Origin of the sequence: Paenibacillus sp. L3-i20 (genome assembly GCF_022180385.2) — a bacterium.
GTDB lineage: Bacteria > Bacillota > Bacilli > Paenibacillales > Paenibacillaceae > Pristimantibacillus.
On record NZ_BQME02000002.1, the window covers coordinates 123,217 to 138,145 of the forward strand.

Annotated in this window: 13 protein-coding genes and 2 tRNA genes; 10 read left to right on the forward strand and 5 right to left on the reverse strand. The window is 41.5% G+C overall.

What is annotated here, in order from left to right:
* The first annotated feature begins 258 nt into the window (after positions 1-258).
* Entirely contained in the window at positions 259-2,790 is a 2,532-nt protein-coding gene (locus MFF31_RS13770) for a fibronectin type III domain-containing protein (RefSeq protein ID WP_238188699.1), read from the forward strand.
* 19 nt (positions 2,791-2,809) lie between these two features.
* Positions 2,810-5,356, forward strand: a complete 2,547-nt coding sequence (locus tag MFF31_RS13775; RefSeq protein WP_238188700.1) for a fibronectin type III domain-containing protein — start codon at positions 2,810-2,812, stop codon at positions 5,354-5,356.
* Positions 5,357-5,453: 97 nt separating this feature from the next.
* On the opposite strand, the gene MFF31_RS13780 is transcribed toward MFF31_RS13775, so the two are convergent.
* Positions 5,454-5,663, reverse strand: a complete 210-nt coding sequence (locus MFF31_RS13780) for a DUF2536 family protein (RefSeq protein WP_238188701.1) — start codon at positions 5,661-5,663, stop codon at positions 5,454-5,456.
* Positions 5,664-5,895: 232 nt separating this feature from the next.
* Between MFF31_RS13780 and MFF31_RS13785 the strand changes: the two genes are divergently transcribed.
* Positions 5,896-6,075, forward strand: coding sequence for a hypothetical protein (locus MFF31_RS13785; RefSeq protein WP_248565487.1), 180 nt, complete (start codon positions 5,896-5,898; stop codon positions 6,073-6,075).
* Positions 6,076-6,167: 92 nt separating this feature from the next.
* A complete protein-coding gene (locus MFF31_RS25230; protein ID WP_282570481.1) occupies positions 6,168-6,290 on the forward strand; it encodes a hypothetical protein in 123 nt (40 codons plus the stop codon).
* A gap of 159 nt (positions 6,291-6,449) precedes the next feature.
* Here the strand turns inward: MFF31_RS25230 and MFF31_RS13790 are convergent.
* The 3 genes from MFF31_RS13790 to pdxR all read right to left on the reverse strand — a co-directional run bounded on the left by MFF31_RS13790 (position 6,450) and on the right by pdxR (position 8,119).
* Positions 6,450-6,526 (reverse strand) — tRNA-Pro (locus tag MFF31_RS13790).
* An 8-nt stretch (positions 6,527-6,534) separates the two neighbouring features.
* A tRNA-Thr gene (locus MFF31_RS13795) sits at positions 6,535-6,610 on the reverse strand.
* A gap of 93 nt (positions 6,611-6,703) precedes the next feature.
* A complete protein-coding gene (gene pdxR, locus MFF31_RS13800; RefSeq protein WP_238188703.1) occupies positions 6,704-8,119 on the reverse strand; it encodes a MocR-like pyridoxine biosynthesis transcription factor PdxR in 1,416 nt (471 codons plus the stop codon).
* Positions 8,120-8,221: 102 nt separating this feature from the next.
* Here pdxR and MFF31_RS13805 point away from each other — a divergent pair, with 102 nt between their 5' ends.
* Positions 8,222-8,725, forward strand: a complete 504-nt coding sequence (locus MFF31_RS13805; RefSeq protein ID WP_309296680.1) for a pyridoxamine 5'-phosphate oxidase family protein — start codon at positions 8,222-8,224, stop codon at positions 8,723-8,725.
* Positions 8,726-8,818: 93 nt separating this feature from the next.
* Here the strand turns inward: MFF31_RS13805 and MFF31_RS13810 are convergent, their stop codons facing one another.
* On the reverse strand, positions 8,819-10,132 hold the full coding sequence (locus MFF31_RS13810) for a hemolysin family protein (RefSeq protein ID WP_238188705.1): 1,314 nt from the start codon (positions 10,130-10,132) through the stop codon (positions 8,819-8,821).
* A 239-nt stretch (positions 10,133-10,371) separates the two neighbouring features.
* On the opposite strand from MFF31_RS13810, the gene MFF31_RS13815 reads away from it, so the two are divergent.
* The 5 genes from MFF31_RS13815 to MFF31_RS13835 are packed head-to-tail and all read left to right on the forward strand — an operon-like array spanning position 10,372 to position 14,904.
* Entirely contained in the window at positions 10,372-11,073 is a 702-nt protein-coding gene (locus MFF31_RS13815; protein WP_238188706.1) for a DUF1836 domain-containing protein, read from the forward strand.
* A 56-nt stretch (positions 11,074-11,129) separates the two neighbouring features.
* Positions 11,130-12,041, forward strand: a complete 912-nt coding sequence (locus tag MFF31_RS13820) for a prenyltransferase (RefSeq protein ID WP_238188707.1) — start codon at positions 11,130-11,132, stop codon at positions 12,039-12,041.
* Between the two features lie 35 nt (positions 12,042-12,076).
* Complete coding sequence (locus MFF31_RS13825) at positions 12,077-12,808, forward strand: DUF6081 family protein (RefSeq protein WP_238188708.1); 732 nt, start codon at positions 12,077-12,079, stop codon at positions 12,806-12,808.
* Positions 12,809-12,830: 22 nt separating this feature from the next.
* Positions 12,831-14,231, forward strand: a complete 1,401-nt coding sequence (locus MFF31_RS13830) for a sensor histidine kinase (RefSeq protein ID WP_238188709.1) — start codon at positions 12,831-12,833, stop codon at positions 14,229-14,231.
* Entirely contained in the window at positions 14,224-14,904 is a 681-nt protein-coding gene (locus MFF31_RS13835; RefSeq protein WP_238188710.1) for a response regulator transcription factor, read from the forward strand. The genes MFF31_RS13830 and MFF31_RS13835 overlap by 8 nt, the downstream gene beginning before the upstream one ends.
* Positions 14,905-14,929 lie beyond the last annotated feature (25 nt).

Below are 14,929 nucleotides of genomic sequence, written 5' to 3' on the forward strand. Positions count from 1 at the left end.
AATCCCCTTTATTTTCAGCAGCGTTCACCCTCAGAATAGAAGTTACTTCCGCAATAAGATTAACTCTCCTCTACATGTGCCAGCTCTCCTCAATTGTTTGCAATAAGAGTCAGCTCTATTTGTACCTCTCGATCCTGCACGAAACTCAAAGTACAGCCCATTCATACTGTAAGGAGGTGATGTGTTCATTAGTGAATATATTGTAATCGCTTACAAATCTAGTATGTAGAGTTTGTAAAATGAGAAGGGAGACAAGAGATGATGAATAGCTATTTACGGTTGAAATCACCGATTATGCGAGTTTGTTTGGCCGCGCTTGCTGCATTAGTTATATTTTCCGGGGTACAGATTGGTACTAATAGAGTAGAGGCAGCGACCGCACGTAACAAAATAATAGTAGGATATTGGCATAACTTCGACAACTTTTCCGTCAACATTCGTTTAAGGGATATTTCCCCTGATTATGATGTGATTCAGGTTGCATTCGCTGAACCAGCTGGTGGAGCTCACACTGGAAATATGGTGTTTACTCCATACAATGCAACGGTAAGTGAGTTTCAATCCGATATTGCTTTTCTAAAAGCTCGTGGTCAAAAAGTACTTATATCGATCGGCGGCGCTAACGGTGCTGTGGAATTGACTACAGCTAGCGCCAAAACAACATTTGTAAATACGATGAAAAATATAATTAATACTTATGGTTTTGACGGTCTCGACATCGACCTTGAAGGCAGCTCCCTTTCCTTAAATGGAGGTGATGTTGACTTTAAGGCTCCTACTACACCGAAGATTGTTAATTTAATTTCTGCGACAAGAGAAATTTTGAACAGCTATAGTGCAAATTTCCTCCTTACGATGGCACCAGAAACAGCCTATGTCCAAGGTGGAGCAGGAACATATTCTGGTATGTGGGGTGCGTATCTCCCAGTCATTTACGATTTGAGAAATGAGCTCGACTACTTGCATGTTCAGCATTACAACTCTGGACCAATGTTAGGGCTTGACGGAAGAGCTTATTCCCAAGGAACGCCAGACTTCCAGGTAGCAATGGCTGAAATGCTTCTAGTTGGATTTCCAGTCGGCAACAATCCCAACAACCTATTCCCCGCATTACGTCAAGATCAAATTGTTATAGGTTTGCCATCATCCCCACAAGCTGCAGGCGGTGGCTATACAGCGCCAGCGAATGTTCAGAAAGCGCTGGACTACCTCATAAAAGGTGTGCCGTATGGTGGGACTTATGTGCTTCGTAACACTACTGGTTATCCAAACTTCAAAGGATTGATGACCTGGTCTATTAACTGGGATAAGGTCAATAACTTCCTGTTTTCTACGAGTCACCGCACCTATTTAGATCAATTCGGCTCAGGTGGAGGTGACACTACTGCACCGACCGTACCTGCAAATTTGCAATCCACTAGTAAAACTTCAACAAGTGTCAGCTTGTCATGGAACGCTTCTACAGATGACCGAGGAGTATCGGGGTATTCAGTAACGTATGGGTCAATCTCAACGACTGTTACTGGCACAAGCACTACAATTAACGGGTTGACTCCAAATACTGCTTATTCCTTCACGGTTAAGGCGAGAGATGCGGCAGGAAATATTTCGGGGGCAAGCAATGTAGTTGCAGTAACGACAGATGCCCCTATTGTGGATGTCGTTCCGCCAACTGTACCGGCTAACTTGCGTACGACAAGCACAACTGCATCAACGGTTAATTTAGCTTGGAACGCCTCGACCGATAACGTTGCTGTAACGGGTTATACCGTATCCTACAGTGGAGTTAACATCACTTCGCAGGGCACAAGCACTACAATTAGCGGTTTATCGCCCAATACGACATATACGTTTACAGTAAGAGCTAATGATGCAGCGGGTAATGTTTCATCCCCAAGCACAGCGCTCACTGTTACTACTAATCCGGCAAGCGTGTGCACGGTGCAAGAATGGAGTGCATCGACAGCGTATTCAGGCAGTCAGCGAGCTTCCTACAGCGGCAATGAATATGAAGCGAGATGGTGGACCAGAGGTGAGCGTCCCGATATTAGCAGTGTATGGAGATTAATTGGGCCATGCGGTACGGGTACTGGTGATTTAATACCTCCAACAGTGCCGAGCAATCTCCAATCGACAGGTGCCACTGCATCTACGATTAGTCTTTCATGGGGAGCCTCAACGGATAATGTTGGCGTTACGGGATATATCGTTTATTTCGGCTCCTCCAGTGTCAATGTTACTGGAACGACCACTACGATTAGCGGTTTATCTCCGAATACGTCGTATAGCTTTACGGTGAAAGCAAGAGATGCAGCAGGCAATTTGTCTGCGGCTAGCAGTGCAAGGCAAGCATCGACACTTTCCTCAACTGACACGATGCCTCCAACAGCTCCAACAAATGTTCAAGCTACTGGAATAACAAGCTCAAGCGTTACTTTGTCATGGGGCGCTTCGACTGATAATACTGGTGTTACAGGTTACACCGTTACGTATGGAACAACAAGCGTCAATGTTACAGGATTAACAACTGTAATTAGTAACTTGACTCCAGGAACATCATATACATTTGCGGTGAAAGCTTCTGATGCTGCTGGAAACACATCGACAGCTTCAACTGTTCAAGCTACGACTAGTACAACCAGCGGTCCTGCCGCATGGGCACCAAATGTTAGTTATAAGGTAGGCGACCAAGTGACATATGGTGGTCGAACATATAGCTGTCGCCAACCGCATACTTCACTTCTTGGATGGGAGCCAACAAATGTTCAAGCGCTTTGGAATGCGATCTAAATAGAGGAGGCGATCAGTTATGGTGACGAAGGCTCACAAAGAAAGTGGATTCGTTCGAGTACTGCTAATTACGCTTGTTCTTCTTATTAGTATGACTGGACTGTCATGGAATGTTCCTAGTGCATATGCGTCTATTCCCGCAAATACCAAAGTTCTTGTAGGTTATTGGCATAACTTTGATAACGGATCAGGATATATCCGACTTCGTGATGTCTCACCAAATTTTGACGTTATAAATGTTTCCTTCGCAGAACCTACCAATGGATCGCAAGGAGGAACGATAGGTTTTACTCCTTTTAATGCAACGGATGCACAATTTATTTCTGATGTTCAATATTTACAGAGCCAAGGTAAGAAGGTCATCATTTCTATAGGTGGTGCTAATGGTCAGGTACAGCTTGCAACTGCTGCCGCAAGACAGGCGTTTGTGACATCGATGAAAACAATTATTACAAAATACGGATTTGATGGCTTAGACATCGACTTCGAAGGTCACTCGCTCTATTTTAATAGTGGCGATAATGATTTTAGAAACCCGACGACACCAGTTATAACGAACTTAATCTCGGCTGTGAGGGAGCTTCACGATTTTTATGGCAGCAGCTTTATGCTGACTATGGCACCTGAAACGTTTTTTGTTCAAGTCGGTTTTAAGTTTTACGGGGGAAGCTGCTTATCCTGTGATAATAGAGCGGGTTCTTATTTACCTGTCATTCATGCTCTGCGAGACATTTTGGATTGGGTACAAGTCCAGCATTACAATTCTGGTCAAATTACGGCTTTAGATAACCAGTTCTATGCAATGGGAAATGCCGACTTCCATGTAGCTATGGCGGATATGGTGCTTACTGGATTTCCTGTTGCAGGCAATAACAATCAATTTTTCCCTGGACTTCGTCCCGATCAAGTTGTCATAGGACTACCGGCGAATCAGAATGCGGGCGGCGGATTTACGTCGGTTGCAGAGGTTCATAAAGCGCTGAACTACTTGATGAAGGGTGAGCCCTCTGGAGGAAGTTACGTGCTGAGGAATGGAGCACAACCTGGAATGCGCGGTCTAATGACATGGTCCATTAACTGGGATAAGTATAACAACTTCCAATTTTCTACGAGTCATCGTACGTATCTGAATCAGTTTGATACGGGCGGAGGCGACATTCTTGCCCCGACTATACCTGCAAATCTACAGTCAACAGGCAAAACTTCCACTAGCGTCTCCCTTTCTTGGGATGCTTCCATTGATGACCGAGCTGTCACCGGATATATTGTTACTTATGGATCTACAATGGCATCAGTTACTGGTACCAGTACAACAATTAGTGGTCTTACACCAAGTACAGCGTATACGTTTACAGTGAAGGCTAGAGATGCGGCAAACAATATTTCGGGTGCGAGCAATATAGTCACAGTGACGACTGATGCCCCTATTGTTGATATTATTCCACCAACAGTACCAGGTAATTTACGTTCTACAGGTACTACAGCATCATCCATTAATTTAGCTTGGAATGCTTCAACGGATAACGTTGGAGTAACAGGTTATACCATATCTTACGGTGGAGTAAACGTTAATTTGCCTAGTACGAGTACGACGATCAGTGGATTATTACCTAATACAACGTATACGTTTACGGTGAAAGCTTATGATGCAGCAGGCAATATATCGGCAGCTAGTACACCATTAGTTGTGACAACAAATCCAGCTAGCGTGTGTACGGTGCAGGAATGGAATGCTACTGCGGTTTATACAGGTGGTCAACGTGCGTCGTACAATGGAAATGAATATGAAGCGAGATGGTGGACGAGAGGTGAACGTCCAGACATAAGTAGTGTATGGAAATTGATTGGTCCGTGCAGCACGGTGCCTGTTGATTTAGTAGCGCCAACTACACCAACCAATCTTCATTCGATTGGAGCAACGGCTACTACCATTAGTCTTGCATGGAATGCATCAACTGATAATGTCGGAGTAACTGGTTATACCGTTTATTATGGTTCCTCAAGTGTAAATGTTACAGGGACTACAGCTGTTATAAGTGGACTTATGCAAAATGTAACGTATAGCTTTACTGTGAAGGCTAGAGATGCAGCCGGCAATCTTTCAGCAGCAAGCAATGTTTATCAACGAACAACACCCTCATCTCCCGATACTACTGCACCTACGGCTCCATCAAATGTTCAAGTTAACGGGATAACGAGTTCAAGCGTTATTTTAAATTGGGGTGCATCAACCGATGATACGGGGGTAACTGGTTATACGGTTGCTTATGGGACTACGATTTTGAATGTAACTGGTACATCAACCGTAGTTAACAATCTGGCTGCTGGTACCGCATATACTTTCACTGTAAAAGCAGTGGATGCAGCAGGAAATATCTCTGCAGGTTCATCGGTTCAAGCGACAACTAATACTACAAGTGGTCCAGCAACTTGGGCTGCGGGCGTGAATTATAATGTTGGAGATCAGGTCACATATAGCGGGAGAACATATAGTTGTCGTCAGCCTCATACGTCACTTCTTGGCTGGGAGCCAATTAATGCTCCAGCACTCTGGAGTCTAGTTTAGATACGAAGCCAATGTAAAGTGAAAAGGCTCCACCTCAAAACAGCGTAATCTGCAAATGAGGTGGAGCCTTATTTTGTAGAAAGTGAAAATCAATTGATTATCTCTTAATCTTAAAATGAACGACAGCACTAAAATGCATTTTTTCAGTTCGATGGTTAAAAGTTGACTGATGTGAAATAGAATACACATCGAGCATTAGTGCGCGGTTAATATCAATAGATTTCTCAATTTGAGATTCTAGCGATTTTAAATTAATGGCTTCAAAAAACTCAATTTTCGTTTCTAATAAATCCAATCTGAATTCCATACAAATAAATCCTCCTTAACATTCCAATCGTTTCTAATTATACGGGACTTATTGAAATAAACCAACTCCAGTACTGCCAACTTCAGAATTGATTTATCAGGAACGTTCGAAGTCTTTATTACAAAAAATGAAGAAATTTTCAACAGTAAATACGAACATTTGAAGATTCAAGCTGAAACAGAAGAGAAGGGGGAATTCATTTACAATTGCCGCATTTGTAAATTCAGACAAGGTGCCAAGTGTCCATTTCGTAAGATTAATGAATGAACGTGGTATGCCTGGTATAGATATATTCGATCCGATTTCACTCCAATATGCAGCATTTATAAGCATTCCGCCTGTTGTTCTTTTTTTACTGTTCCGTAAATGGCTAACACCAGAAGTTTGGCTAGGAACGATACGCAAAGGCTAGCTTACAGAAATGTTCGATAATTGTTAACGAATGTCATGAATTAAGTGTGTGAAAATAATGTAAAATAGGGAGTATCGAGAGGGGGGACAGACATGGGTGGAGTACCAGCGTCGGTTTGGATATTCTCAATTATTATTATTGCATTAGTAACGTGGATTACGTTATGGATTACGAAAAAAGCATATTCGAAAAAATGGGATGAATCCGATAAGTAATTTCATCTAACATAGTGATCGAAACGGGACTTGATGTGCTAGTGTTCACATTAACATGATGTTCCGTTTTTTATTTTACAATAAAAAAGAGGATCTCTATCTGATTTGATCAGTGTAGAGACCCTCTTTAGGTATATGTATTTCATAAGTTCGTGGTAATGGTCGGGACGACACGATTTGAACATGCGACCCCCTGGACCCAAACCAGGTGCTCTACCAAGCTGAGCTACGTCCCGGGAAAAAATGGTGCCGTCGAGAGGACTTGAACCCCCAACCTACTGATTACAAGTCAGTTGCTCTACCAGTTGAGCTACAACGGCGTATGTTTTTTTCCTGAACACAAGATGTATTATGACATAGAACCAATAATAATTGCAAGCCTTTTTCTAAAGTTTAAATTTTCAAACTATTACTCAATGAAACCATGCTTTGTTAAGACGGTTTATACCTTCTTGAAGCTGCAGTTCAGTCAACCCTCCAAAACCAAGCATGACATAGGAATCTGGACAAAGGGATGAATGATTCCAATGTTTGCTTGGAGAATAAACTCGGCAATCTACTTCTTCAGCAAGTCGCAAAAGATCTTTACTTCTCTTATTTTTTACATCTAGCAATAGATGCATCCCCGAATGATCGCCAATAATGTCGACCTGATTACCCATTACAAGCTTAATTGCTTCTGTTAATGCTTTGTGTCTTGCTCCGTAAACACGTTTCATCCTACGTACATGTCTCGTAAAGTATCCATGCTTCATAAACAGCCAAAGAGCATGTTGAATAATTGGAGATACAGATTGGCTGTAATGAGATAATTTTTCTCGAACGATCTCCAATTGTGATGTTGGCATTATGACATAACTTAATCTGGCAGCTGGAAGGAATGACTTGGATAAGGTGCCCAAATAAATGACATTTCCGTTCGTGTCCAGCGCTTTTAGAGAGGGGATGGGCTGACTATTGTATCTAAGCTCACTGTCATAATCATCTTCAATAATAAGACCGTTTCTATCTGCCGCCCATTGTAATAACCGCTGGCGCTTCTGTATAGGCATGACCATGCCTAAAGGAAATTGATGCGAAGGAGTCACATAGACTATATTCACAGTAGATGATTGAAGTTTTTCTATACTAATACCATCTTGTTCAACATCAATTGGATGGACTTTACATCCAATATTGTCCAGCACAGTTTTGACACCAAAGTAGCCCGGCTCCTCCATTGCAATTGCTTTATTGTTCAGACCAAGTAGTTGAACCACCATACTTATTGCATGTTGTGTACCTGCACTAATAAAGATTTGGTCAGAGTGACAGACAACTCCACGAGTTTGGAAAGCATATTGGGCAATTTCTTGCCGTAAGCCAGAGAAGCCAAACGGATCTCCGTAACCTAATACTTGAGTAGGAGGAGCAGAGAGCGCTTCTACCATACATGATTTCCATTGCTCATTAGGAAAGCGATCAAATGCGATATCGCCGTAACGGAAGTCATATTGAGGTATTTTTGATGATTCCTTCGTATCTAAAAGCAGGTTATTAACGTTATTTTTAGAAAAAGATGCTTCTACCCGCAACGGTTCTTCAAGGGGAAGAATCGTAAATCCGCCTCGTTCGCGACTTTCTACATACCCTTCAGCAAGGAGCTGCGCATATGCCGATTCAACCGTATTTTTACTTAATCCAAGATGGCTGGCAAGTTGTCTGATGGAGGGTAAGTTGCCCCCAGACTCAAGCTTGCCTCTTTCAATTTGGTCGCGAATATATTTATATAGCTGAACATATAGAGGTGCATCCCCTGATTTGATTAATAATGGTGTAATGGACAACATACTCGATCGCTGACCCCCTTGAGAATGTGAATATTGTCACTTTTGATGGATACAAAATTTCCTTATAGTGACATTACCACAACAAACGATGAGTGAGAAGGGATGAAGCAGATGTTTACAATTAGGATGAAAAAACGCGAGTGCACCGATCAGTTTAAAATTGATACTTTTCTTGCAGAGGCTCAAACAGGATACTTAGGACTTGCGGATGGTGTACAGCCATATGTCGTGCCGCTTAATTATGTTTGGTTGAATAATAGTATTTACTTCCATGGAGCTGAGGAGGGACGGAAAATTGACATCATTGGGAACAATAACGAAGCATGTTTTACAATAAGTGAGGCATATGGCACAATTCCTGACCCTATTCCAGCCAAAACAGACACAGCTTATATGAGCGTAATGGCGTTTGGTTATATCGAAGCGGTTGAAGGAATGGATGAGGCGACTGAAGCAATGCAGGCTATGCTGAATAAGTATGTACCGGGATATTATGCATCTCCACTAGCGAAATCACATATGGAGCGTTATCGATCATCGTTGGGAAGCAAGACAGCCGTTTTTAAGTTAATTGTACGAGAAAAGACGGCTAAGGAAAATGTATGATGTATAGTCCAATATCGGGCAAAAGAGTGTGCTAAATATACAAAAGAAGCAGCCGCAAATAGTGGGCTGCTTCTTTATAATAGAGGGTTGTAATTAAGCAGATTCGCCTTCCAAAGCAGGTTGCTCAATTTGCAACTCGATTTTCCGGATTCGGTTTTTGCTTGTTTCACGAATAATGAATTTTAAATGCTCGTAATGATGCTCTCGGCCTGGCTTTGGATCAACGAGCTTGCTATACAGCCAGCCGCCAATCGTATCTACATCTTCTTCTTCGAATTTCATTCCTGTAAGTTCGCCAAGTTCATCTAGAAGCACTTTGCCGTCAAGTAGATAGCAATTATCAGCTAGCTGCTCAATTTCTTTTCGCTCATCGGCATCAAATTCGTCTCTAATTTCGCCAACAATTTCTTCAAGTATATCTTCAATTGTAATAAGTCCAGATGTACCGCCGTATTCGTCAACCAAAATGGCGATATGAACACGTTCGAGTTGCATTCTCTTTAATAGTAATTTAACTGGTGTTACTTCTGATACGCTCAGTACAGGATGGATCAGCTTTTTAATTTCGAATGCTTTGTCTACTTCATATTCAAGAAATAGCTGCTTCGTATTAATCATGCCGACGATATTGTCTTTACTTTCTAGTGCTACAGGAAAACGAGTATATTGTTCCTGACGAATAATATCTAAGTTATCCTTCAGAGAATAGTTCGTATATAAGCAAATCATATCGGTACGAGGTACCATAATCTCTTTAGCCAGCAACTCATCGAAGGCGAAGATTCGGCTCACATAACCGTATTCGGTATTGTTGATTTTGCCGCTTTGGTAACTTTCGTTCAAAATGATTTGAATTTCTTCTTCGGAATGAGCATCTTCATGCTCTTTCATTGGTCTTAGTCCAAACATACGCACAAGTGCGTTCGCGGAACCGTTCAATAACCAGATGAATGGGTACATTAATTTATGAAAGAAAATAATCGGCTTAGCAGTTAAGAAGGAGATTGCTTCCGCCTTCTGAATTGCCACTGACTTCGGTGCTAATTCTCCAATAACAACATGGAGAAACGTAATAAAGATGAACGCAATACCAATGGAAAGAATATGACTGACACTCTCATTGATTTCTAATCCATTAAATACGGGTAAAAGTATTTTTTCTACTGTCGGTTCGCCCAAGAAACCAAGTCCAAGAGCTGTAATCGTTATACCAAGTTGGCATGCCGACAAGTAGGCATCCAGATTGCTTGAAACCTTTTGAACAGCTAACGCGTTCTTCCGGCCTTCCAGCACTAACTGATCAATTCGGCTCGTCCGCAGCTTGACGATGGCAAACTCTGTGGCGACGAAAAAAGCAGTTAATAAAATTAGAAGAGCAATCATGATTAAATTGAGTCCTATACCCATTTCCGATTCTCACTACCCTTTGTTTTTTGAATTTTTATTTACTTATGATTACTATAGCGAAAGATTACAGGTACTGACAACTGCCAAAAGGAACGCTATGAGCCTTTGAGACTCTATTAGAAGCACTCACGGGACTACGGAGTAACGTTCTCATTGTTTTTCGAGTCTTTACATCTCTATTTCGCAGGCTTAAGATGAGTTCATATGAACTGATAAGCTTAAAAATGGAGGTTAATTGGATGGAATCCTATACACTGACTCGCCAAGAGCTAGCTTTCCTCCTGCTGGCATTGGAAGAGAATTGCCCCCACAAAGCAACAGAAATTTTGCAGAATTCTTGGAATAAAAATCGAGTCGTTCTACCATCTATAGTAGAAAAGTTAATGAGATGTTCAGAGAGGAAAGGTTTCTCTCTTCATGAAATAGCTGACTTAGGCAATTTGTTGGAGTTTTCTACATTGTCTGCGACATCAATGCAAAATTGGGTCAAGCGTGATTTCAAACTTTATTTCAGTTGCCCGATGGCAGGGAAAAAGTATTCGCTTAAACAAGCAGCCATGTTATTAATGATCGATGACCTAAAATCTAATTTGGATTTTGAAACGATAAGAAGATTATTTTCTATTCTATTCGAACCAAGTCGTAAGGAAGAACAATCAACTGGAAATTTAGTGTCACCACTTGTTCTGTTCTCAACTTATTCCACAATGTACGAAGAGTTGGATGGCCTAAAAATAGGGCGAACGATGAATGTTGATACTATGGAAGGCATTATTTTGGAGAATGCAGTTGGTGCAGCATATAACATGAAGTCTCTGACGGCAGAACAACAAGCTGCGCTATGCAACATTTTATTTGTTGCGGTTATTTCGATTCAATCAGCTTATTTTCAATCGCTCGCTAGACGGTATTGCCAAGAGATACTATATATGAAGAAATGATGATCTAATCTCATCTATTTATCATTCTACATTCGTTTGAAAGGTTGTGCGCAATCATGTTGAAGCAGTTTATGAAGGCATCCAGATTCAAGGTGATACCGGTCATGCTCATTCCGGTGGCGTTAGGTGCATTAGGTGCTTATGTCTGGAAAGGCCAATTCAATTTTTTGCTATTTGCTATTACGTTAATTGGTGCAGGTGCTGCACATTTATTTTCTAATATGATTAATGATCTATGGGATTATTATAGTGGAACGGACGAAGCAGCAAAAGGGACAGAAGGTGCTATATCGACTAATTCGGGTTATTTAACGAATGGTACATGGAGTATTGGCTTATTTAGAACAATTACGTGGGTTCTTTTTCTAGTTGCAGCAGTGAGCGGTGTTATTCTAAGCCTTTATAGTGGATGGACAGTACTTATCTTTGGACTAGCTGGCGCATTTATTGCATATTTCTATGTTGCTCCGCCAATTCGATTTGGTTATCGTGGGAAGGGATATAGTGAAATTGCAATTCTTCTAGCATTTGGCGTGCTTCCAGTTGCAGGGGCTTATTATGTGCAAACCTCCGAACTAGATTACCGGGCGCTGCTGTTATCGCTTCCGATCGGTTTGCTGACAACACTCGTATTATTTAATCATCATTTTCTTCATTGGGAAGCGGATAAGCAAGCTGGTAAGCGTACACTTGTTGTCGTCTGGGGAGAGAAGAGAGCACTGCAGTTTTCTAAGTTTATATTAATTATGGCTTACATTTCTTTATTTGCATGTATCGTTTTTGGAGAGCTTCCGATCTTTGCTTTATTTGCTCTTCCAACAGCTATTCCATTATATTTGGTGTACGGTCAATTAAGTGAGCATAATAAGTCTGTCGCTTATTTACCATTAATGGCAACTTCATTGAAAGCAACGATGCGATGCGGCGTCGTGTTAATAATTACCTTGATAATTCAAGCAAATTTGTAATAACAACAATAGACAACGTGGAAAGAAGGCATATAATGAGTACTATTAGGACATTAGGAGATTTCCATACGATTTTGAACGAAGGAGAAGTTTGGAAAATAGGCGGTTTTCCGCTGCCGGATGGATCATTTTGGCAATATCGCGAACCAGATGCAGTTGTCGTTGTAAGAAACGGCATTTTATATACTCGTGCGACATTAAGCCGTTCAAATAATCATGTGCAAATTTTAGACAATGCAAAACATATGTATTATTCAGCAAAACCAGTTGAAGTACCGCAGTCGGGTGAAATTAGTTTTGAACTTAAAATCCGTGCAAGAACTCAAAATACGACGGCTGGCGATCTATATGATGGTTTTGTGTCGTTGAACTTGTTAGACTTTACGACAGGCGGCGCATTGGACTTTTTTGCAAGCAATGATCAGTTTGCAAGTGTGTACGCTGTGTTGCCTTTCCCAGGCGTTCAAGTGCCTGAAAGTGATGGAACACGATATTTCTGCGTGTTTAAGGAAGACAAAACAGGGTTTGTTCCACGGGAATTCAATACGTACAAAATTAGTTACAACCGAAATAGTGACGAAGTTGTATTTTTCGTAAATGGTGTAGAAGTTCGCAGAGAACGGAATGTTCCGGTTAAATTTAATGAGTTCACTGTTGCATTAGGCATTATGACAGAGAAGGATTTGACACCGGAGGGCAGTGTATCTGTACATGGACAAACTGTCATTGCGGAATGGTCGCCGATTACGATTGAAGTGACGGAATAAGCCGCTCAGAAGGAGCTGAAAGATGCATTTTGTCTTTATTGCCTTATTATCAATAACAGCTATCCTTTGGTTATCTGGACCGAGTTCCGCCGTTAATCGGCGGCTCGGCGCACTTGCCTTTAGTGGTGCAGCTGGAGCGCTGGCAGCATTACTTGATATGCACTGGCTGCCCAAAGCGACTACAGCCGGCGCTAATGAGAATGTACAATTTATACTTTATCAAGTGCAAGCATTCTCTTCCTTATTTTCTTATTATGGTATCGCATATTTCTTTTTGCTGTTTGCACTTTCATATCGCAATTTCCGAATGGATCGGACTTTATCTTGGACGCTCCCTTTGCTGCTCTTATTACCTATCCTAATCACCATTGTTTCCACGCCATTTTATACAAAACAATATCCTATTTCTTATGATGTAGTTGTTTGGTGGGCTGCGCCGTACATTATTATAGGAACGATTATTGTATTGTCCAAACGAATTCCTCCAACCATGTTAGCGCGCACACACTGGATTGTATGTTTTGCCGTATTGCCAACTGTACTATTTGTTATGTTTATGAATTATATTTTGCCAAGTATAGGCATGATGCGCATGTGGGTGTACAACACATGGGGCGTAGGACTTGGGGCAGCTGTATTTGTTGGTGGTCTTTTTACATATGGATTTATGGGTATGCGTGTACTTATTGATCGCAAGCGATACGATTCCACATTAAGAGCAGTCACTTCAGGTACGGCTATGTTGAATCACGCAATCAAAAATGATGCAGGTAAGCTAAGGCTTTTCGCTGAAAAGATGAAACGTTATGCAACTAATACCAATCAATTGGAGTTGCTCGAAGATATCAATTCAGTATTGTCAGCGTCTCGTCATATGGAAGAAATGGTTCAGCGCGTCCATCGGAGGACAGAAGATATTCAGCTTCAACTCGAACGAGGCGATCTTGCAAGCGTAGTTGAAGGGACGCTTCATACACTTCGACCTATCATTGGCAATATACAATTAACGACTAGACTTGTTGCTCACTGGCAATGCAAGATTGATCATGCTCAAGTATCAGAAGCGTTAACGAACATTGTTATAAATGCTGTAGAAGCAATGGAGGGCAAGGGGAAATTGGAAGTTGCAATGACCGATATGAAACGTGAGCTGGTTATTGAAATTAAAGACGATGGACCCGGCATGGATCGTGTGGAGCGAATGAGCGTGTTTGAGCCCTTTTTTACGACGAAATTAGGTGGGAGCAACTTTGGCTTAGGTCTGCCATATGCTTATCATGTCATGAGGAAACATAAAGGTTCACTTCACTTCCGCAGCAAGAAGGGAGAAGGGACAACTTTTTATATGGCATTTCCCAAAAAAGGGATACAGGCTGAATGGATTTCAAGTGAGCTTAGGAGTGGAGGCGAAAAGGTTGAATAAAATTCGAGTAGGGCTTGTTGAAGATGATCCCGACTGGCTTAGAGGTGTTGCTGACTATTTAAACGGCGAACCTGACTTCCAACTTGTCTGGACTGCCTCAACTGGAGATGAGCTAAGAGAAGCATTGCATCAAACGAACAATCATGTGGATGTTGTACTGATGGATATTATGATTCAAGGAAAACCAGAAGGAATTGCATTGGCTGAGGAGACAGCATTAACGATTGGAGCACGCATTATTATGCTGACATCTATGGAAGAGAAGGAACTTATTCTTAAGTCATTCCAAGTCGGAGCCATTGATTATCAGCTGAAATCGAACTTCGAGCAAATTCCAGCTGCTGTGCGAGCGGCGTACAGCAAGCAATCTCCAATCAGTGCAACCGCGGCAGAACAATTGCGCGAGGAGTTTCGTAGACTAAGGGCTATGGAACGAGAATTTGAAGCAAAGAAGATGGGGGATTTGATTACTCCATCAGAACTGCAGCTTCTTAGTTTAATCGATCAAGGGTATTCGCAACCACAAATTGCAGACAAGTTATTTATAACATTGCGTACCGTCAAAAATCATGTCAATCATATATTGAAAAAGCTTGGTTTGGAAGGTTCAAAAGAAGCAGCAAGCAAGCTCAAGGAAATGGGACTGCTGGACAAAGAAAAAAAGCTGAAATAGTACCATAGGATGTTGGTACTATTTT